Below are 20,141 nucleotides of genomic sequence, written 5' to 3'. Positions count from 1 at the left end.
GCCTCAAACTTTATATGTGATTTATAGCGCTTTTCTTATTGTTCTTCGTCTTATTTTTTGCGCTTTTGTGACAGCCTGTTCAAACAACCTGACTTCCTGACGAAAGATTTCACGTAGTGGCATCGAAAAATAGACACGTAAAAAACGGTAGATATCTCTGGACGTCAGACCGATCTCAAGTGAAGAGAAATAGAGTCCGATCAAGTCCTTGTCTCGCCAGCGGCGCGGTACATGTTGACGAATTTGTGCACGATGCAGATCGATTACGGAAAGTTTGATATCCGCAATATTTTCTGGCATCGGTTGTTGGAGTAAAAAATGGCAAATATAGCAATCCCGATGATTTACTCCACCCCGATGCATTTTACCCACCATTTCTGCCACACGGGTAATAATGGTCCGTTTTAATACAAAATCAGGACGCTCAACTCCCCACCCGGCACAAAAATCTTCAAGGCTGATGGCGGGAGAAAGGTCCTCAGTGATGATAAACGAGGTTCGCTCTAACGGATTCAGACCTTTTTGACCAAATGCAACCCCTGTCATAGTATCAACATTCAGTTCTTTTAAGCGGTGAATCGCCAGCCACTCACGGTCGGCACCCAGTACAGGCATACGCAGAGATATAAGGTTCTTCACCACTTCTTTAAGCGTGGTTCCATGATGATATTTAAGAAAATAACCCTTTCCCATCATCTCAAAACGTAGGGTACGCCGTGTTTCCAGAGCGCGAAAAACCTCACCATCCAGCTTAGTGACTTCAGTAAACGGGTCTTTTCCTTGCCACTGCGTGGCAAATGGTTCTTTTAATTCAATCATTCTTAGGACCTAAAATGATATCTGCAGCTTTATCTGCCAGGCTGTAGAGATCTTCTGTATCAGCAAAATGCCGCGCGTTCCCGGCCCAACGGCTTCTCTGCTCATTATTTTGCAGCGCATCGAAAAGTGCTGTATTCAGATTTTCCTGCTCAAAAGGTTCAGGAATCACCACCCCACATTGTGCGGCGTTGATATAACCCGCATAGCCGCAAACTTCGGTAGTTAATACTGGTAGCCCGGCAACTACAGCTTCTAGCAAGACAATACCGGCAGCTTCCTGTACAGCGGGGTGAAGTAATAAATCAGCAGCAGACATCAATTCTGCGACATCGTCTCGCCCCGAGAAGAACTGCACTTGTTCTTCAACCCCCAATTGACGAGCCTGAGCGCGATAGCGATCGGCCTTATCCTGACCAACAACCATCAATCGCGTGCGGTGGCGGATGACATCAGGCAAAGAAGCCAACGCCTGTAATGTTCTTGGCACACCTTTGCGTTTGAAATCGGAACCTACCTGTAAGAGTAAGTACTGATCGAGACCAATACCGTTTTTTTCTCTGACAACCTGCCGGCTGTTTTCAGGTTGTTGGCTGTACTTTCGGTCAGGATAAATTCCTGGTGGCAGGATACAAAAATGCTGGCTCTCAGTTTGGTAATGATGTTTGAAGTCACCAATTTGCTTATCGGTTAACATCAAAAGCGTAGTGCCGGCACCCTGCTGAAATACGGCTTTTTCAAATGCAGAATAGTGTCGGTACCTGCGAGTCAATTTGTAGAAAAAGCCTTTCTCGCGGGCGACCTTTTCTGCATAGCAAACGTCCGCAGCGTAATACACATCCAACCCAGGCATTTTATTAAAACCAACGACACGATCGACGGGATGTTGAGTTAAATAATTCTGAACCCACTGATAATATTGCTCGTTTTTCCCATGATTCGTTCTGGATGTGACGGGGACGAGTATAATCTCCAGCCCTTTCGGACGCTCGCCCTGCCATGACTGGGTAAATACCTGAACATGATGGCCACGAGAAGCAACCGTCAGCGCTACCCGCAAGAAATCACGTTGTAACCCACCATAGGGAAAATACTTGTACAAACAAAAAGCAATATTCATGCATTAATATCCGCATCGCGTCGCCAGGCATGTCAGGTTTGAAGCATCAGAATCGTGTAATCCTTGCCTAAAGCATCCAAAGATGACTTTCTGAGCTTTCGAAACGTTTCTGCCCGCTAGCTACCTGAAATTGCGCAGTAGTATATCATTTATTATCACGCATTCCGAAATGAATATTTTTTGAACAAAATACAAAATAAGCCATGAAAAACATATAGATAAAAAAAGAAACCAGTTCATCAGAAAACGTACACCGCACAAGAGGTTAAGACATATAAATGCGGCCATGTGCATTTTTGAAATAGCCATCAGCGAAATCGGTCCCTCATCAATTCCATCGTTTTGATACAACCTGGATAAAAATGATGGTAAAGCCATAGTTAAATACATAGAATCCCCAGCACATTCATAAGTCAGCTACCATTATGCTCGAATTGCTTTACACCGCCCTTTTCTACCTTATTCAGCCTTTGATCTGGATACGGCTTTGGGTGCGCGGACGTAAGGCTCCGGCCTACCGTAAACGCTGGGGCGAACGCTACGGCTTTTATCGCCGCCCGCTAAAACCTGGCGGCATCATGCTTCATTCGGTTTCTGTGGGCGAAACGCTGGCTGCAATCCCATTAGTTCGCGCTCTGCGACATCGTTATCCCGACTTGCCGATCACGGTAACCACCATGACGCCAACCGGTTCCGAGCGCGTACAATCTGCTTTTGGCACTGACGTTCAGCACATTTATTTGCCATACGATTTACCGGATGCCCTGAACCGTTTTCTGAATAAAGTTGACCCCAAACTGGTGTTAATTATGGAAACCGAGCTGTGGCCAAATCTGATCGCGGCACTCCATAAGCGCCACATTCCTCTGGTCATTGCCAACGCACGTCTTTCTGCTCGTTCAGCCGCTGGTTATGCGAAATTAGGTAAATTTGTTGGCAGACTACTGCGTCGAATTACGTTGATTGCCGCACAAAACGAAGAAGATGGCGCACGTTTTATTACGCTTGGCGCCAGAAGCAATCAAGTCACCGTTACTGGCAGCCTGAAGTTTGATATATCCGTCACACCGCAACTGGCCGCAAAAGCGGTGACATTACGTCGTCAATGGGCGCCTCACCGCCCGGTATGGATTGCAACCAGCACCCACGACGGTGAAGAAAGCATCATCATTGCCGCTCATCAGGCGTTATTAAATCAGTTCCCGAATCTTTTATTGATTCTGGTTCCCAGACATCCAGAACGGTTCCCGGATGCCATTAACCTCGTACGCCAGGCTGGACTAAGCTATACCACTCGTTCTTCGGGTGAAGTTCCGTCATCAGGTACTCAGGTTGTGATCGGCGATACCATGGGTGAGCTGATGTTGCTGTATGGCATTGCCGACCTTGCTTTTGTCGGCGGTTCACTGGTTGAACGTGGTGGACACAACCCGCTGGAAGCGGCAGCGCATGCTATTCCGGTGTTGATGGGACCACATACGTTTAATTTTAAAGATATTTGCGCCCGTCTCGAACAGGCAAGCGGATTGATCACCGTCACCGACGCAACTACGCTGGTGAAAGAGGTCTCTTCCTTACTGACCGATGCAGATTATCGTAATTTTTATGGCCGTCACGCAGTTGAAGTTCTGTATCAAAATCAGGGCGCGCTACAGCGTCTTCTGCAACTGCTGGAACCTTACCTGCCACCCAAAACGCATTGAGGCAAGTCATGCAAAAACGGGCGATTTATCCAGGAACCTTTGATCCTATTACTAACGGCCACCTCGATATCGTGACGCGTGCGACAAGCATGTTTGATCACGTGATTCTGGCAATAGCCGCAAGTCCCAGTAAAAAGCCGATGTTTACTCTGGAAGAGCGTGTTGAGCTGGCACAACAGGCAACGGCGCATCTTGGCAATGTGGAAGTGCTGGGATTCAGCGATCTGATGGCAAACTTTGCCCGTGATAATCAGGCGAACATTCTGATCCGTGGCCTGCGCGCGGTAGCCGATTTTGAGTATGAAATGCAGCTGGCCCATATGAACCGCCACCTCATGCCACAGCTGGAAAGCGTTTTTCTGATGCCATCTAAAGAGTGGTCATTTATCTCATCGTCACTGGTGAAAGAAGTTGCCCGCCACCAGGGTGACGTGACGCACTTTTTGCCGGAAAACGTCCATCAGGCATTAATGAGTAAACTGAAGTAATGCACCAGGCCGGATGCAGCATCCGGCCAGCAATGAAACTATTTCTGACAGCGACGACAATAGAACGTTGTACGCTGGGCGTGTTTTGTCGCAACAATCGGTGCGCCACATGCGCGGCAAGGTTCACCTTCTCTCCCATAGACCTGCAGCTCCTGGGCAAAATAGCCAGGCTTACCATCACTTTGCAGAAAGTCCTTCAGCGTCGTCCCGCCCTGCTCGATAGAGCGCAGCAACACCGCCTTGATAACGCGTACCAGCAATTCACACTCATCTTTCGACAATGATGACGCAAGACGGTCAGGATGAATCCCAGCCGCAAATAGCGACTCGCTGGCGTAGATATTACCCACACCCACCACCAGTTTGTTATCCATCAGCCAGGGTTTAATCGCCGTTTTCTTCTTCGCACATTTCTGCTGTAGATAATTGGCGTTGAAATCATCGCTCAGCGGCTCAGGGCCAAGATGAGCGAGGACATTATGTCCATCCAGTTCTTTAGTCCACAGCCAGGCGCCAAAGCGACGGGGATCGGTATAACGCAGAACTTTGCCGTTGCTCATCACTAAGTCAACGTGGTCGTGCTTGTCTGCCGGAAGCTCTTCAGGAAGGATACGCAAGCTACCCGACATCCCCAGATGAATGATTATCCAGCCATCCGCCAGTTCTAGCAGCAGGTATTTCGCGCGCCGCTGTACGCTGAGGACAGGTTGATCACTCAGACGATAGATTTCCTCAGATACTGGCCAACGCAAACGACCGTTACGCACCGTCGCGTGCATAATCGTTGCCCCCACCAGATGCGGCTCAATACCACGGCGGCTGGTTTCGACTTCAGGTAATTCAGGCATAGTATCTCCGGCGGTATGTCAGGTCTCATTAATATGGGGACGGCCAGAAAACAAAAAACCCCGCCGAGGCAGGGTTTTTCTTTACATCGAAACGAAAATTATTTGATTTTCGCTTCTTTGTATAAAACGTGCTGACGAACAACTGGATCGAACTTTTTCAGTTCCAGTTTTTCCGGCTTAGTACGTTTGTTCTTCGTAGTGGTATAGAAGTGACCAGTACCAGCAGAAGAAACCAGCTTGATTTTCTCACGAATACCTTTAGCCATGATTTATTTCCTCTTAGTACTTAGTACTTTTCGCCACGGGCACGCAGTTCAGACAGAACTGTTTCGATGCCTTTCTTATCAATAACACGCATACCTTTAGCAGATACACGCAGGGTGACAAAACGCTTCTCGCTCTCAACCCAAAAACGGTGAGAGTGCAGGTTAGGCAGGAAACGGCGTTTAGTCGCGTTCAGTGCGTGGGAACGGTTGTTACCGGTCACCGGACGCTTGCCAGTAACTTGGCAGACTCGGGACATGTCTATTCTCCAAAAATCAAATTAGCTCGAGCTTCGTATGGGGTATTGGCGCCTCGTCAGGCTTCTCAGCCCGGTTATCGCAGTTCAATACACTTAATCTTTCAATGTTGCCTCGTCATTGGACGCAACAAGAATGATTTTGCGTATTTGCGAACTCTCGATTGCCAGGCCCAAATGCCAAACCCGAGATTCTCAAAGGTGGCGTAGTATACGCTGAGTCAGCGATGTGCTCAAGTCCCGAACAGACAAAGATCCCGATGGATCGCGTAAAGTGCGTTAAATCCAACCGCGTTCCGCAAAAGAAACGTACTCTCCGCGCCCAATGACCAGATGATCAAGCACCCGGATATCCATGAACTGACAGCATTTCACAACACGCTCGGTGATGAGTTTATCTGCTTTACTCGGCTCTGCACACCCCGAAGGGTGATTATGCGCAAGGATCACCGCAGAAGCATTCATTTTTATCGCTTCACGGACAATTTCTCTCGGATGCACCTCGACATGGCTAAGCGTACCGGAAAAAAGTTTGCTGTGTTTAATCACGCGATGTTGAGAATCCATAAAGATCACCAGAAAGATCTCGCGTTCCTCTTGCGAAAGCTGGCTTTGCAGAAATTCACGCGCCATTTCCGGACTAAGTAGAGCCCGCTCCTCTATCACTCGCACGTTGTAGTAGCGTCTTGCCAGCTCCGCAATCCCCTTCAACTGTGCGTACTTCGCGATACCGATTCCCTGAACATAGCTAAAATCCATGTAATCAGCAGACAACAGGCCATACAGCGACTCAAAATGCTGAAGCATCTCTTTCGCCAGCGTAAGCACATCTTTACCCTGCATGCCGGTACGTAAAAAAAGAGCCAAAAGCTCAACATCGGTCAGAGAACTGGCCCCCTGCGCCAATAGCTTTTCCCGGGGCATCATACTTCCTGTATTTTCCATGCTTCTCCCTCCTTTCGCGTCCGCATAGTGGCATAACACCGACGGTGAATCGACGTGCTGTTTTCACTTCTTCGTAGCGCCTCGCAAAGTGGAGTACGGTCAAAAGCACGACAAATTGCGGATTGTGATAAAATATCCGCCTTCTGGTGAAACCCAACAGGAAAGATCATGATGAGCCTGGCCGGTAAAAAAATCGTACTTGGCGTCAGTGGCGGTATTGCTGCGTACAAGACCCCTGATTTGGTGCGTCGTTTACGGGAACGCGGCGCTGACGTCCGCGTGGCGATGACCGAAGCGGCAAAAGCATTTATTACTCCCCTGAGTTTACAGGCGGTTTCAGGTTATCCCGTTTCCGACAGCCTGCTTGACCCCGCAGCCGAAGCCGCGATGGGCCACATTGAGCTGGGAAAATGGGCCGATTTGGTCATCCTGGCACCCGCTACAGCAGACCTGATTGCTCGTGTCGCCGCAGGTATGGCCAACGACCTGGTGTCAACGATTTGTCTGGCAACGCCTGCTCCTGTTGCTGTACTGCCAGCAATGAACCAGCAGATGTACCGCGCTGCCGCGACCCAGCACAATCTGGGTATTCTTGCCTCACGCGGTTTGCTCATTTGGGGTCCTGACAGCGGTAGTCAGGCATGTGGTGATATCGGCCCTGGACGTATGCTGGATCCGTTAACGATTGTGGATATGGCGGCAGAACATTTTTCACCTGTCAACGATCTGCAACATCTCAACATCATGATTACGGCGGGTCCGACGCGTGAACCGCTTGATCCCGTGCGTTATATTTCCAACCACAGTTCCGGGAAGATGGGGTTTGCGATCGCGGCCGCTGCCGCAAAGCGCGGGGCAAACGTCACACTGGTATCGGGTCCGGTTTCGTTATCCACACCACCATTTGTTCAACGGGTTGATGTGATGACCGCGCTGGAAATGGAAGCCGCTGTGCAGTCTACGGTGCAACAACAGCATATTTTTATCGGCTGCGCTGCAGTCGCTGATTATCGCGCTGAAACTGTCGCCCACGAAAAAATAAAAAAACAAGCGACGCAGGGCGATGAATTAACAGTAAAAATGGTCAAAAATCCGGACATTATCGCCGGTGTTGCCGCACTGGATGTTAACCGTCCTTTTGTCGTTGGGTTTGCCGCCGAAACAAATAATGTGGAAGAATATGCCCGGCAAAAACGCATCCGCAAAAACCTTGATGTGATCTGTGCGAACGACGTTTCGCTGTCAACTCAAGGGTTTAACAGCGATAGCAACGCATTACACCTTTTTTGGCAGGATGGAGACAAAGTCTTACCGCTTGAGCGTAAAGAACTCCTGGGCCAATTATTACTCGACGAGATCGTGACCCGTTATGATGAAAAAAATCGACGTTAAGATTCTGGACCCGCGCGTAGGGCAACAATTTCCGCTCCCGACGTACGCCACTTCTGGTTCTGCCGGACTTGACCTGCGTGCTTGTCTTGATGACGCCGTAGAGCTGGCGCCGGGCGCAACAACGCTGGTGCCAACCGGGTTAGCTATCCACATTGCCGATCCTTCTCTGGCAGCGGTAATGCTCCCTCGCTCCGGGCTGGGCCATAAGCACGGTATCGTGCTGGGCAATCTGGTTGGTTTGATTGATTCCGACTACCAGGGCCAACTGATGGTGTCCGTCTGGAACCGTGGTCAGGACAGCTTCACTATTGAGCCGGGCGAACGTATCGCGCAGATGGTATTTGTACCGGTCGTGCAGGCTGAATTTAATCTGGTGGAAGAGTTTGAAGCCACCGATCGTGGCGAAGGTGGCTTCGGCCATTCCGGGCGCAAGTAACCCGCAGAAAAGCATCCCATAGCGTAATAACGCAATAACACACCGCAAACAACAGTTTGCGGTCGCTGTGTGGATGCCTGCCTGGCAAGAGCTTATTTTCAGGGGTATTTTGTAACATGGTAGAAAAGCAAACTGCGAAAAGGAATCGTCGCGAAGAAATACTTCAGTCTCTGGCACTGATGCTTGAGTCCAGCGATGGTAGCCAACGCATCACCACAGCAAAGCTGGCAGCCTCAGTTGGCGTATCCGAAGCGGCATTGTATCGCCATTTCCCCAGCAAGACCCGTATGTTCGATAGCCTGATTGAGTTTATCGAAGATAGTCTGATTACGCGTATCAATCTGATTTTGAAAGATGAAAAAGACACCAACGCGCGTCTGCGTCTGATCGTTCTGCTGATTTTAGGGTTTGGTGAGCGTAATCCAGGCCTGACACGAATTCTGACCGGACACGCGTTGATGTTCGAGCAAGACCGTCTGCAAGGTCGCATTAACCAACTTTTTGAGCGCATTGAAGCGCAGTTGCGCCAGGTTCTGCGAGAAAAAAGAATGCGTGAAGGTGAAGGCTACACCGTGGATGAAACGCTGCTGGCCAGCCAGTTACTGGCTTTCTGCGAAGGTATGCTGTCTCGGTTTGTACGTAGCGAATTTAAATACCGCCCAACGGATGATTTTGACACCCGCTGGCCGTTGGTTGCCGCTCAATTGCAGTAGCGATTTCGTCTTGTCCAGCCTACGGGGTTACGTAGGCCGGATAAGCGCAGCGCCATCCGGCAGTTCTTAAACGCCGTACGCTTCGCGATAGGCCCGTACTGCCACCAGATGCTCCGCCATCTCTGGTTTCTCTTCCAGATACGCAATCAGATCTTTCAGGGTAATGATAGAAATCACCTTGCAGCCATAATCGCGTTCCACTTCCTGAATCGCGGAAATCTCGCCGCGACCGCGTTCCTGACGATCGAGAGAAATCAGTACCCCCGCCAGGGTGGCGCCATTCGCCTGGATAATTTCCATCGACTCACGAATCGCCGTACCTGCGGTGATAACATCATCCACCAGCATCACACGTCCCTCTAGTGCGCTACCGACCAGATTGCCGCCTTCACCGTGGGTCTTCGCCTCTTTACGGTTAAAGCAGTACGGCAAATCTTTATCGTGGTGTTCCGCAAGTGCTACAGCCGTAGTAGTCGCAATCGGAATACCTTTGTAGGCAGGGCCAAACAGCAAATCGAACTCAATACCGGAATCCACCAGCGCTTCGGCATAAAAACGGCCTAACAGTGCCAGGTCGCGCCCGGTATTAAACAGCCCGGCGTTGAAGAAATAGGGGCTTTTGCGCCCGGATTTCAGCGTAAATTCGCCAAACTTTAGTACCTGCTTGCTAAGCGCAAACTCAATAAACTGGCGCTGATACGGTTTCATGGATTCGCTCCTCATCTCACTTTATTACAGACAAAAAAAAGGCGACTCATCAGTCGCCTTTAAAATCAATTTTCTAACGCCGCCTTCTGCGTCGCTACAATGGATTCGATTCCCCCTCGGGCCAATGCCAGTAGGGTGAGAAGTTCTTCATGGCTGAACGGTTCGCCTTCCGCCGTACCCTGAACCTCTATAATGCGACCGTCCTCAGTCATCACTACGTTCATGTCGGTTTCAGCAGCAGAGTCTTCAACGTACTCAAGGTCACAGAGTGCTTCACCGTTCACAATGCCCACGGAAACCGCGGCGACCATCCCTTTCATCGGGTTAGTTTTCAGCTTACCGCTCGCCACCAGCTTGTTCAGCGCATCAGCCAACGCAACGCATGCGCCGGTAATTGATGCGGTGCGCGTACCGCCATCGGCCTGAATAACATCGCAGTCCAGCGTAATTGTGAATTCGCCGAGCGTTTTCAGGTCAACAGCTGCGCGCAGCGCGCGGGCGATCAGACGCTGGATTTCCATGGTACGACCGCCCTGCTTACCTTTTGCCGCTTCACGGGCGTTACGGGTGTGCGTAGCGCGTGGCAGCATGCCATATTCTGCGGTGATCCAGCCCTGGCCCTGACCTTTCAGAAAACGCGGTACGCCTTCATCAATAGAGGCGGTACACAGCACTTTGGTATCACCAAATTCGACCAGCACGGAGCCTTCAGCGTGTTTTGTATAATTACGGGTCAGGGTGACGGGACGCACCTGATTGGCACTACGACCTGCTGGACGCATGATAAAATCTCCGGCTTGAAACGAATGTGGCTGCGCATTATACGGACTTCCGACTGTTATTCCTATCCTGACAAGACGCGGATGGCTATAATCCTCCCATCTCATCTTTAAAAACAGGAACGTCTATGATCCGCAGCATGACCGCCTACGCCCGGCGTGAAATCAAGGGTGAATGGGGTAGCGCCACCTGGGAAATGCGCTCGGTAAACCAGCGTTATCTGGAAACTTATTTTCGCCTGCCGGAGCAGTTCCGTAGTCTCGAACCCGTTGTTCGCGAACGTATTCGCACGCGTCTGACGCGCGGTAAAGTCGAATGTACGCTGCGTTTTGAGCCTGATGCCAGCGCGCAAGGCGAGCTGATTCTGAATGAAAAACTCGCTAAACAGCTCGTTAGCGCTGCTAACTGGGTCAAAATGCAGAGCGATGAAGGTGAAATCAACCCGGTTGATATCCTGCGCTGGCCAGGCGTAATGGCTGCCCAGGAGCAGGATCTGGACGCCATTGCCGCCGAAATCCTCGCCGCGCTTGACGGTACGCTGGATGACTTCATCGTTGCGCGTGAAACCGAAGGTCAGGCGCTGAAGGCGCTGATCGAGCAGCGTCTGGAAGGCGTCAGTGCTGAAGTCACAAAAGTGCGTGCTCATATGCCGGAAATCCTGCAATGGCAGCGCGAGCGTCTGGTAGCCAAACTGGAAGACGCCCAGGTACAGTTGGAGAATAACCGCCTTGAGCAAGAACTGGTGCTGATGGCGCAGCGTATCGATGTGGCAGAAGAATTAGATCGTCTGGAAGCCCACGTCAAAGAAACCTACAACATTCTGAAGAAAAAAGAGGCGGTTGGCCGTCGTCTGGACTTCATGATGCAGGAATTCAACCGTGAGTCGAACACTCTGGCATCGAAGTCTATCAATGCCGAAGTGACGAATTCCGCGATTGAACTGAAGGTACTGATCGAGCAAATGCGCGAGCAGATTCAGAACATCGAGTAAGCAGCCATTCTACGTAGCCCGCCAATAAATGGCGAGGCTACGTATTTTTCCCGACGCTTTGGTACTCCCTTGTTCAATTCGAATTATATTTTCTCATCATTCTTTATTAAAGCTCATAACACAAAGCGCATATCACCACGCATTTTCGGCGAACTCGCATTAGCTGTAGTTATTAAAATCACTTCACCTTAGAAAATCTCAATCGTGACAAGGCGCACAAATCGTTAACCTTAGCCCCCAGCAAATCAGGGGGAATACATGCTGTTACACGTTTTATATTTAATTGGTATTACTGCCGAAGCCATGACCGGTGCGCTTGCGGCTGGGCGTCGTCGTATGGATACATTTGGCGTCATCATCATTGCCACCGCAACGGCCATTGGCGGCGGATCGGTACGCGATATTCTTCTCGGCCACTATCCTCTTGGCTGGGTAAAGCACCCTGAATACGTCATTATCGTGGCGACCGCTGCGGTACTCACCACCATTATTGCTCCCGTCATGCCCTATCTGCGCAAAATATTCCTCGTACTGGATGCGCTGGGCCTGGTGGTCTTTTCTATTATCGGTGCTCAGGTGGCACTGGATATGGGTCATGGACCGATTATCGCCGTGGTCGCTGCGGTCACGACCGGCGTCTTCGGTGGCGTATTACGCGATATGTTCTGCAAACGCATCCCGTTAGTGTTCCAGAAAGAGTTGTATGCTGGCGTATCATTCGCCGCTGCTGTGTTGTACATCGTGCTACAGCATTATGTCTCCAGTCATGATGTAGTGGTTATCTCTACTCTGCTCTTCGGCTTTACCGCCCGATTACTGGCGCTGCGCCTGAAGTTAGGTCTGCCGGTATTTTACTATCGCCACGAAGGCCATTAAGGCATAAAGCCCGCGATCCGCTGAGCAGCTAACCAGTTGCTCAGCGCTGTGACCTCTCGATCCTCCAGCCATTGAATAACCTGCCGTGCCCGCCGTTCTCCCATGAAAGGGAGCTGCCGCCAGCTTTGTTCATCGCGTTCTTTTAATTGCTGCCACGAACCATCCCGGCTGGCATTTAGCGTTGCCTGTGTTAACGGTATTCCCATGGCAATCACCCAGCGCGTGAACGGGAGATCGCGCGACAGGTTGAACTGATGCCACAGCTTCTCCCCTTTGATTACACCAAGTGCAGACTCTAACTGTTCCTGAGTTAACCCAAGCCAGGAAAAGATATGTTCAAAGCGATACACCTGGTTGAGCTCTCGCCATCCCGCCTCGCCGATCCCCTCCAGCCCCAGCACCTCTTTGCCGCCCAGCCAGACCAGTCTGGCAACAAACTGTTCCTGGCACTCCGCTGTAGCATAAAAACAGGTTAATGAATTGAAGCGCCCCTCGGGGGGTATTGGCTTAGTACGCTGAGTGCTGCGCCAGACCACCTCGTCTATACGGGGTATCCCTTGTCCAGCCAGGCTCACCAGAATCTGATCGCCAGGCGCGATATCCCATTCATTCCAGCGTCGGACGGAGCCAATATTGACGCGCTGTACGCGTTTATCATCCAGCATGACGGGAGTCAGCAATGCAACCACCGCAATTTTCCCGCTTTTACCAACGGAGAACTGAATACCAGTAACCTCAGATACCCTCGTCACGGGAGGATATTTCCACGCCGCCAGCCACTCACCCTGCCCGGGTAGCCAATACTGCGCCTGTGGTTCTTTTGCCGTTCGCACCACGACACCATCTGTCACAAAAGGTAATGCTGAACTCCACCACCTGGCGCGCGACTTTTCGACGTCATCCGCATTCTTCACGGCCTGAGTATAACGTTGCGTGTAACTAAACCCGGCAGCCGTGAGCTGCTCCAGTCTTTCAGGCATGACCGCCGGACCATCAGGCCAGGCCCAGATAAAAATTGCCAGCGAGCGTAACATTTCCGGATTGCCCTGGCGCATCATTAATCCAGCAACCTTCGAGCGGGCGTTCATTCCCCCTCTCTGCTTCTGAATATGCCCCTCTTGCTGCAAAAATATCTCACCCTGCAACGTACTGTTAGCGAGTTTCCCCTTGGTGGAATGTGGTACGGAAGGGATCTGCAGAACCTTTTGCGTCCAGTCTTCGCCTTTCAGGCCATTACCACGGCTAATCGCCCGTACCAGATTGCCATTGCGATAGACTAACGTCACCGCCACGCCATCCACCTTCGGTTGAACCCAGAGATCGCTGCGAGCGAGCATCCATTGCTGTAGCGCTTGCTTATCAGCAAGTTTTCGAACGCCCGTGTGGGGAACAGGATGCGAGACGGTGCCACTTGTTGGGGGCGCAGAAAGATCTGGTGGGGCTTCATCGCCAAAACAGCGCTGCCATTGAATTAGTTGCGCATTGAGCTGGTCATAAACGCCGTCGTCTACGGCACTTTCCCCTTGTTTCCAGTAACTGTCATTCCACTGTGTAATCTGCTGCTGAAGTCGTGAAATTTCCTCGTTTGCCCTGGCAGGCGACCAGACGGGGCATACCGCCCACGCAGGTAAATGCCACACCAGTAAAACCAGCCCTATGCATTTCCATAATCCCATGCTATCTCCGCTGAACGATACGTTTCCCGGCAGGTATAGCGCGAAGTGAAATAGAAACAGAGCGGCAAAAATTCATCCTGCGAACAGCTTTCCGGACATTTGCATGTATTGCTGCAAATCACCGATAAAACAGGAAACTGGTACGCAAAACGCAATAAACATGCGCAAAAAGTGTGACAAGGGCTACGTCACATAGCGGCTACGTGTATAATAAGCCCGTATGTAGGCTCTCTTTCGACAATCACATACATTAAGATACTCATGGCTCAAGGCACGCTTTATATTGTTTCTGCCCCCAGTGGCGCGGGTAAATCCAGCCTGATTCAGGCTTTATTAAAGACCCAACCGTTGTATGACACCCAGGTTTCTGTTTCGCACACCACGCGCGCACCGCGCCCGGGGGAAGTGCACGGTGAACACTATTTCTTTGTGAACCATGATGAATTCAGAACCATGATTGGCAGAGACGCGTTCCTGGAACACGCGGAGGTTTTCGGTAATTACTACGGCACCTCGCGTGAAACCATTGAGCAAGTATTAGCATCCGGCGTAGACGTCTTTTTAGATATCGACTGGCAAGGTGCGCAGCAAATTCGTGAAAAAATGCCGCATGCGCGCAGTATTTTTATTTTGCCACCGTCTAAGATTGAGCTGGACCGCCGCCTGCGTGGCCGCGGTCAGGATAGCGAAGACGTGATCGCGAAACGTATGGCGCAAGCTGTTGCAGAAATGAGCCATTACGCCGAATATGATTATCTTATTGTGAATGATGATTTCGACACCGCCCTGGGCGATTTGAAAACCATCATTCGCGCCGAACGTCTGCGCATGAGCCGCCAAAAGCAGCGTCATGACGCTTTAATCAGCAAACTGTTGGCAGACTGAACCCACATTCAGTATCATGCCCAGTCATTTCTTCACCTGTGGAGCATTTTAAGTATGGCACGCGTAACTGTTCAGGACGCTGTAGAGAAAATTGGTAACCGTTTTGACCTGGTACTGGTCGCCGCGCGTCGCGCTCGTCAGATGCAGGTAGGCGGAAAGGATCCGCTCGTACCGGAAGAAAACGATAAAACTACCGTTATCGCGCTGCGCGAAATCGAAGAAGGTCTGATCAACAACCAGATCCTCGACGTGCGTGAGCGCCAGGAACAGCAAGAGCAGGAAGCCGCTGAATTACAAGCCGTTACCGCTATTGCTGAAGGTCGTCGTTAATCACAAAGCGGGTCGCCCTTGTATCTGTTTGAAAGCCTGAATCAACTGATTCAAAACTACCTGCCGGAAGACCAGATTAAGCGTCTTCGGCAGGCGTATCTCGTTGCACGTGACGCTCACGAGGGCCAGACACGTTCAAGCGGTGAACCCTATATCACGCACCCGGTAGCGGTAGCCTGCATTCTGGCCGAGATGAAACTCGACTACGAAACGCTGATGGCTGCGCTGCTGCATGACGTGATTGAAGATACCCCAGCCACCTATCAGGACATGGAACAGCTTTTTGGTAAAAGCGTTGCAGAGCTGGTAGAAGGGGTATCGAAACTTGATAAGCTTAAGTTTCGCGATAAGAAAGAGGCGCAAGCTGAAAACTTTCGCAAGATGATTATGGCGATGGTGCAGGATATCCGCGTCATTCTCATCAAACTTGCCGACCGCACCCACAACATGCGCACGCTGGGTTCATTACGCCCGGACAAGCGTCGCCGCATCGCCCGTGAAACTCTCGAAATCTATAGTCCGCTGGCACACCGTTTAGGTATTCATCACATTAAAACCGAGCTGGAAGAGCTGGGTTTTGAAGCGCTGTACCCAAACCGCTATCGCGTGATTAAAGAAGTGGTTAAAGCCGCTCGCGGCAACCGCAAAGAGATGATCCAAAAAATCCTCTCGGAAATCGAAGGGCGTTTGCAGGAGGCAGGTATTCCGTGTCGCGTAAGCGGGCGTGAGAAGCACCTGTACTCTATTTACTGCAAAATGGTGCTCAAAGAGCAGCGTTTTCACTCCATCATGGATATCTACGCATTTCGCGTCATCGTTCATGATTCCGATACCTGCTATCGCGTACTCGGCCAGATGCACAGCCTGTACAAACCACGCCCTGGTCGCGTGAAAGACTATATCGCCATTCCGAAAGCGAACGGATATCAGTCTTTGCACACCTCAATGATCGGCCCTCATGGCGTCCCGGTTGAAGTACAGATTCGTACTGAAGACATGGACCAGATGGCAGAGATGGGTGTCGCAGCGCACTGGGCTTACAAAGAGCACGGCGGCGAAAGCAGCACCACTGCGCAAATCCGCGCTCAGCGCTGGATGCAAAGCTTGCTGGAACTGCAGCAGAGCGCCGGTAGCTCGTTTGAATTTATTGAAAGCGTCAAATCTGATCTCTTCCCGGATGAGATTTATGTTTTCACACCGGAAGGGCGCATTGTCGAACTGCCCGCCGGTGCAACGCCTGTCGACTTCGCCTACGCCGTGCATACCGATATCGGTCACGCCTGCGTCGGCGCGCGCGTCGACAGACAGCCTTACCCGCTTTCACAACCGCTCTTTAGCGGCCAGACCGTTGAGATTATCACCGCGCCGGGTGCACGTCCGAACGCAGCGTGGCTAAACTTCGTCGTCAGTTCGAAAGCGCGCGCCAAGATTCGTCAACTGTTGAAAAACCTCAAGCGCGATGATTCCGTCAGTCTGGGTCGTCGACTGCTCAACCATGCCCTGGGCGGTAGCCGTAAACTGGCTGAGATCCCGCCAGAGAGCATCCAGCGTGAGCTTGAGCGTATGAAGCTCGCCACGCTTGACGATCTGCTCGCAGAAATCGGTCTGGGTAACGCCATGAGCGTGGTGGTAGCGAAAAACCTCCAGCAGGGCGAAGCAACAGCGAACGTACCAGCACAATCTGGCCATGGTCATCTGCCAATCAAAGGCGCAGACGGCGTGCTGATCACCTTCGCGAAATGCTGTCGTCCAATTCCAGGTGATCCAATCATTGCCCACGTCAGTCCGGGTAAAGGTCTGGTGATCCACCATGAGTCCTGCCGTAATATTCGTGGCTACCAGAAAGAGCCAGAGAAGTTTATGGCGGTGGAATGGGATAAAGAGACGGAGCAGGAATTCATCACCGAGATTAAGGTGGATATGTTTAACCACCAGGGTGCTCTGGCGAACCTGACGGCGGCAATCAACACGACCACCTCCAATATTCAAAGTTTGAATACGGAAGAGAAAGATGGCCGCGTTTATAGCGCCTTTATTCGCCTGACCGCTCGCGATCGCGTGCACCTGGCGAATATCATGCGCAAAATCCGCGTCATGCCGGACGTGATAAAAGTCACCCGTAACCGAAACTAGTCTTATGAATGAACAGCGCTATGCACGTATCCGCGAGATGCTCGCACGTCGTCAGCCCGATCTGACCGTCTGCATGGAGCAGGTTCACAAACCTCATAACGTTTCTGCGATTATTCGTACTGCAGATGCGGTCGGCGTGCATGAAGTCCACGCCGTCTGGCCGGGTAGCCGTATGCGCACCATGGCCTCTTCTGCCGCAGGCAGCAACAGTTGGGTGCAGGTGAAAACTCACCTTACCATTGGCGATGCGGTCACACATTTAAAAAGCCGGGGCATGCAGGTCCTGGCAACCCATCTGTCAGATAAAGCCGTGGATTTTCGCGAGATTGATTACACGCGCCCCACCTGCATCCTGATGGGCCAGGAGAAAACCGGCATCACTCAGGAAGCGTTGGATCTGGCTGATCAGGACATCATCATTCCCATGACTGGCATGGTGCAGTCACTGAACGTTTCTGTCGCCTCCGCGCTGATTCTGTACGAAGCACAGCGCCAGCGGCAAAACGCGGGGATGTACCGACGAGAAAACAGCATGCTGCCACAAGAAGAGCAGCAGCGCTTACTGTTTGAAGGCGGTTATCCGGTGCTGGCGAATGTCGCTAAGCGCAAAGGTCTTCCCTACCCTCACGTAAACACGCAGGGCGAAATTGAAGCCGATGCAACGTGGTGGGCCACTATGCAATCTGCGAGATAAACGCGATGAAAGGCCGTTTACTGGATGCCATCCCACTCAACTCTCTGACCGGCGTTGGCGCAGCGCAAAGCAGTAAACTGGCGAAAATTGGCCTGCACACCGTGCAGGACCTCCTGCTCCACCTCCCTCTGCGTTACGAAGACCGTACCCATCTGTACCCAATTGGCGAACTGCTGCCGGGTGTCTATGCCACCGTTGAAGGCGAAGTGCTGAACTGCAATATTACCTTCGGCGGCCGCCGGATGATGACCTGTCAAATCAGCGATGGTTCGGGGATTCTCACCATGCGCTTTTTCAACTTCAGCGCAGCGATGAAAAACAGCCTTGCTACCGGGCGTAGGGTACTAGCCTACGGCGAAGCCAAACGCGGGAAATACGGCGCAGAGATGATTCACCCGGAATACCGCGTACAAGGCGATCTCAGCACGCCAGAATTGCAGGAAACACTCACACCAGTATATCCAACCACCGAAGGTGTGAAGCAGGCCACGCTGCGCAAGCTGACCGATCAGGCACTGGATCTACTCGATACCTGCGCCATTGCCGAACTGCTGCCGCCAGAGCTGTCACAGGGCATGATGAGCCTACCCGAAGCACTGCGCACGTTGCACCGCCCCCCACCGTCGCTGCAACTCAGCGATCTGGAAACCGGACAACATCCGGCGCAGCGACGTCTGATTCTCGAAGAACTACTGGCGCATAATCTCAGCATGCTGTCACTACGCGCCGGGGCACAGCGTTTTCACGCCCAGCCGTTAAGTGCTAACAACGCGCTAAAAGATAAGCTGCTGGCAGCATTGCCGTTCAAACCTACTGGCGCACAGGCCCGCGTTACCGCTGAGATTGAACGCGATATGGCACTGGATGTGCCGATGATGCGCCTGGTGCAGGGTGATGTCGGCTCCGGTAAAACGCTGGTTGCCGCGCTGGCCGCGCTGCGGGCTATCGCACATGGTAAGCAGGTTGCGCTAATGGCTCCTACCGAACTATTGGCTGAACAACATGCAAATAACTTCCGCAACTGGTTCGCGCCACTGGGCGTTGAAGTGGGCTGGCTGGCGGGCAAGCAGAAAGGTAAAGCGCGTCTGGCGCAACAAGAAGCCATCGCCAGCGGTCAGGTGCAGATGATTGTCGGCACGCACGCGATTTTCCAGGAACAGGTGCAGTTCAACGGGCTGGCGCTGGTTATCATCGACGAACAGCACCGCTTCGGCGTTCATCAGCGCCTGGCGCTGTGGGAAAAAGGTCAGCAGCAGGGTTTCCACCCACACCAGCTAATCATGACCGCCACGCCGATTCCACGTACCCTGGCGATGACAGCCTATGCTGACCTCGACACGTCGGTCATTGACGAACTGCCTCCGGGGCGTACGCCGGTCACTACGGTCGCCATTCCGGATACCCGCCGCAGCGATATCATTGATCGCGTGCGCAACGCCTGTACCCACGAAGGACGTCAGGCATACTGGGTCTGTACGCTGATTGAAGAGTCTGACTTGTTGGAAGCTCAGGCGGCAGAAGCGACGTGGGAAGAGCTTAAACTGGCGCTGCCAGAACTCAATATTGGCCTGGTACATGGGCGCATGAAGCCCGCCGAGAAGCAGTCAGTAATGGCGGCCTTTAAGCAGGGTGAACTGCATCTGCTGGTTGCTACCACGGTGATTGAAGTGGGCGTGGACGTGCCAAACGCCAGCCTGATGATTATTGAAAACCCGGAACGCTTAGGTCTGGCCCAGTTGCACCAGTTGCGTGGTCGCGTAGGCCGTGGCGCGGTGGCTTCCCACTGCGTTCTGCTCTACAAATCACCGCTGTCTAAAACCGCGCAGAAACGCCTGCAGGTTCTGCGAGACAGCAATGACGGGTTCGTAATTGCGCAAAAAGATTTAGAGATTCGCGGCCCCGGCGAGCTGTTAGGTACTCGCCAGACCGGAACAGCAGAATTCAAGGTCGCAGATTTACTGCGCGATCAGGCGATTATCCCGGAAGTTCAGCGCATTGCCCGCCATATTCACGAACGTTATCCGCAACAGGCCGCGGCACTGATAGAACGCTGGATGCCGGAAACCGAACGCTACTCCAACGCGTAG

21 protein-coding genes are annotated in these 20,141 nt (G+C 51.9%); 12 read left to right on the top strand and 9 right to left on the bottom strand.

Going from position 1 to position 20,141, the window contains the following annotated elements; translation table 11 throughout:
• Positions 1 to 21: 21 nt before the first annotated feature.
• Together rfaP and OGY04_RS00930 are read right to left on the bottom strand one after the other, a co-directional pair.
• Positions 22 to 819 carry a lipopolysaccharide core heptose(I) kinase RfaP gene (gene rfaP, locus OGY04_RS00935; protein WP_048215298.1) on the bottom strand — a complete coding sequence of 266 codons (798 nt, stop codon included), beginning with the start codon at positions 817 to 819 and terminating at the stop codon, positions 22 to 24.
• Positions 812 to 1,936: a glycosyltransferase family 4 protein gene (locus tag OGY04_RS00930; RefSeq protein WP_198803017.1), complete on the bottom strand. Its 1,125-nt coding sequence runs from the start codon at positions 1,934 to 1,936 to the stop codon at positions 812 to 814. The genes rfaP and OGY04_RS00930 overlap by 8 nt, the downstream gene beginning before the upstream one ends.
• A 425-nt stretch (positions 1,937 to 2,361) precedes the next feature.
• Here OGY04_RS00930 and waaA point away from each other — a divergent pair, with 425 nt between their 5' ends.
• Together waaA and coaD are read left to right on the top strand one after the other, a co-directional pair.
• Positions 2,362 to 3,639 carry a lipid IV(A) 3-deoxy-D-manno-octulosonic acid transferase gene (gene waaA, locus OGY04_RS00925; protein ID WP_048237015.1) on the top strand — a complete coding sequence of 426 codons (1,278 nt, stop codon included), beginning with the start codon at positions 2,362 to 2,364 and terminating at the stop codon, positions 3,637 to 3,639.
• 8 nt (positions 3,640 to 3,647) lie between these two features.
• Positions 3,648 to 4,127 carry a pantetheine-phosphate adenylyltransferase gene (gene coaD / locus OGY04_RS00920; RefSeq protein WP_003024099.1) on the top strand — a complete coding sequence of 160 codons (480 nt, stop codon included), beginning with the start codon at positions 3,648 to 3,650 and terminating at the stop codon, positions 4,125 to 4,127.
• Positions 4,128 to 4,165: 38 nt separating this feature from the next.
• On the opposite strand, the gene mutM is transcribed toward coaD, so the two are convergent.
• The 4 genes from mutM to radC form a co-directional block, all read right to left on the bottom strand.
• Positions 4,166 to 4,975, bottom strand: coding sequence for a bifunctional DNA-formamidopyrimidine glycosylase/DNA-(apurinic or apyrimidinic site) lyase (gene mutM / locus OGY04_RS00915; protein ID WP_003827288.1), 810 nt, complete (start codon positions 4,973 to 4,975; stop codon positions 4,166 to 4,168).
• Positions 4,976 to 5,073: 98 nt separating this feature from the next.
• Positions 5,074 to 5,241 (bottom strand): 50S ribosomal protein L33, encoded by a 168-nt coding sequence (gene rpmG, locus OGY04_RS00910; protein ID WP_003024094.1) that lies wholly within the window; start codon positions 5,239 to 5,241, stop codon positions 5,074 to 5,076.
• Between the two features lie 20 nt (positions 5,242 to 5,261).
• Positions 5,262 to 5,498: a 50S ribosomal protein L28 gene (gene rpmB / locus OGY04_RS00905; protein ID WP_003024071.1), complete on the bottom strand. Its 237-nt coding sequence runs from the start codon at positions 5,496 to 5,498 to the stop codon at positions 5,262 to 5,264.
• Between the two features lie 276 nt (positions 5,499 to 5,774).
• Positions 5,775 to 6,440: a RadC family protein gene (radC, locus tag OGY04_RS00900; RefSeq protein WP_032945377.1), complete on the bottom strand. Its 666-nt coding sequence runs from the start codon at positions 6,438 to 6,440 to the stop codon at positions 5,775 to 5,777.
• A 171-nt stretch (positions 6,441 to 6,611) separates the two neighbouring features.
• Here radC and coaBC point away from each other — a divergent pair, with 171 nt between their 5' ends.
• From coaBC to slmA, 3 genes are all read left to right on the top strand, one after another.
• A complete protein-coding gene (coaBC, locus tag OGY04_RS00895) occupies positions 6,612 to 7,832 on the top strand; it encodes a bifunctional phosphopantothenoylcysteine decarboxylase/phosphopantothenate--cysteine ligase CoaBC (RefSeq protein WP_218659692.1) in 1,221 nt (406 codons plus the stop codon).
• Complete coding sequence (dut, locus tag OGY04_RS00890; RefSeq protein WP_003827259.1) at positions 7,810 to 8,268, top strand: dUTP diphosphatase; 459 nt, start codon at positions 7,810 to 7,812, stop codon at positions 8,266 to 8,268. Before coaBC ends, dut begins: the two co-directional genes overlap by 23 nt.
• Before the next feature lie 116 nt (positions 8,269 to 8,384).
• Positions 8,385 to 8,981 (top strand): nucleoid occlusion factor SlmA, encoded by a 597-nt coding sequence (slmA, locus tag OGY04_RS00885; protein WP_003827257.1) that lies wholly within the window; start codon positions 8,385 to 8,387, stop codon positions 8,979 to 8,981.
• 66 nt (positions 8,982 to 9,047) lie between these two features.
• Here slmA and pyrE read toward each other — a convergent pair whose 3' ends face one another.
• A complete protein-coding gene (gene pyrE, locus OGY04_RS00880; RefSeq protein WP_003837602.1) occupies positions 9,048 to 9,689 on the bottom strand; it encodes an orotate phosphoribosyltransferase in 642 nt (213 codons plus the stop codon).
• Between the two features lie 65 nt (positions 9,690 to 9,754).
• The gene (gene rph / locus OGY04_RS00875; RefSeq protein ID WP_003024054.1) at positions 9,755 to 10,471 is read right to left on the bottom strand and encodes a ribonuclease PH; all 717 of its coding nucleotides are present in this window, start codon (positions 10,469 to 10,471) and stop codon (positions 9,755 to 9,757) included.
• Between the two features lie 125 nt (positions 10,472 to 10,596).
• Here rph and OGY04_RS00870 point away from each other — a divergent pair, with 125 nt between their 5' ends.
• Together OGY04_RS00870 and OGY04_RS00865 are read left to right on the top strand one after the other, a co-directional pair.
• Positions 10,597 to 11,460: a YicC/YloC family endoribonuclease gene (locus OGY04_RS00870; RefSeq protein ID WP_003024052.1), complete on the top strand. Its 864-nt coding sequence runs from the start codon at positions 10,597 to 10,599 to the stop codon at positions 11,458 to 11,460.
• A gap of 258 nt (positions 11,461 to 11,718) precedes the next feature.
• Positions 11,719 to 12,336, top strand: a complete 618-nt coding sequence (locus tag OGY04_RS00865) for a trimeric intracellular cation channel family protein (RefSeq protein WP_003024049.1) — start codon at positions 11,719 to 11,721, stop codon at positions 12,334 to 12,336.
• Here OGY04_RS00865 and ligB read toward each other — a convergent pair.
• On the bottom strand, positions 12,333 to 14,012 hold the full coding sequence (ligB, locus tag OGY04_RS00860; protein WP_286584603.1) for an NAD-dependent DNA ligase LigB: 1,680 nt from the start codon (positions 14,010 to 14,012) through the stop codon (positions 12,333 to 12,335). The genes OGY04_RS00865 and ligB overlap by 4 nt on opposite strands.
• Positions 14,013 to 14,273: 261 nt before the next feature.
• Here ligB and gmk point away from each other — a divergent pair, with 261 nt between their 5' ends.
• The 5 genes from gmk to recG are packed head-to-tail and all read left to right on the top strand — an operon-like array spanning position 14,274 to position 20,141.
• Positions 14,274 to 14,897 (top strand): guanylate kinase, encoded by a 624-nt coding sequence (gene gmk, locus OGY04_RS00855; RefSeq protein WP_003024042.1) that lies wholly within the window; start codon positions 14,274 to 14,276, stop codon positions 14,895 to 14,897.
• A gap of 54 nt (positions 14,898 to 14,951) precedes the next feature.
• Positions 14,952 to 15,227: a DNA-directed RNA polymerase subunit omega gene (gene rpoZ / locus OGY04_RS00850; protein WP_000135058.1), complete on the top strand. Its 276-nt coding sequence runs from the start codon at positions 14,952 to 14,954 to the stop codon at positions 15,225 to 15,227.
• Between the two features lie 18 nt (positions 15,228 to 15,245).
• Complete coding sequence (gene spoT, locus OGY04_RS00845; protein WP_003024038.1) at positions 15,246 to 17,360, top strand: bifunctional GTP diphosphokinase/guanosine-3',5'-bis pyrophosphate 3'-pyrophosphohydrolase; 2,115 nt, start codon at positions 15,246 to 15,248, stop codon at positions 17,358 to 17,360.
• 4 nt (positions 17,361 to 17,364) lie between these two features.
• The gene (gene trmH / locus OGY04_RS00840) at positions 17,365 to 18,054 is read left to right on the top strand and encodes a tRNA (guanosine(18)-2'-O)-methyltransferase TrmH (protein ID WP_032945382.1); all 690 of its coding nucleotides are present in this window, start codon (positions 17,365 to 17,367) and stop codon (positions 18,052 to 18,054) included.
• A 5-nt stretch (positions 18,055 to 18,059) separates the two neighbouring features.
• Entirely contained in the window at positions 18,060 to 20,141 is a 2,082-nt protein-coding gene (gene recG / locus OGY04_RS00835; RefSeq protein WP_286584601.1) for an ATP-dependent DNA helicase RecG, read from the top strand.

Origin of the sequence: Citrobacter sp. Cpo091, from assembly GCF_030332645.1 — a bacterium.
Taxonomy (GTDB): domain Bacteria; phylum Pseudomonadota; class Gammaproteobacteria; order Enterobacterales; family Enterobacteriaceae; genus Citrobacter; species Citrobacter portucalensis.
The sequence above is the reverse complement of the archived record's forward strand: the minus strand, read 5'-3'. Positions and strand labels throughout refer to the sequence as shown.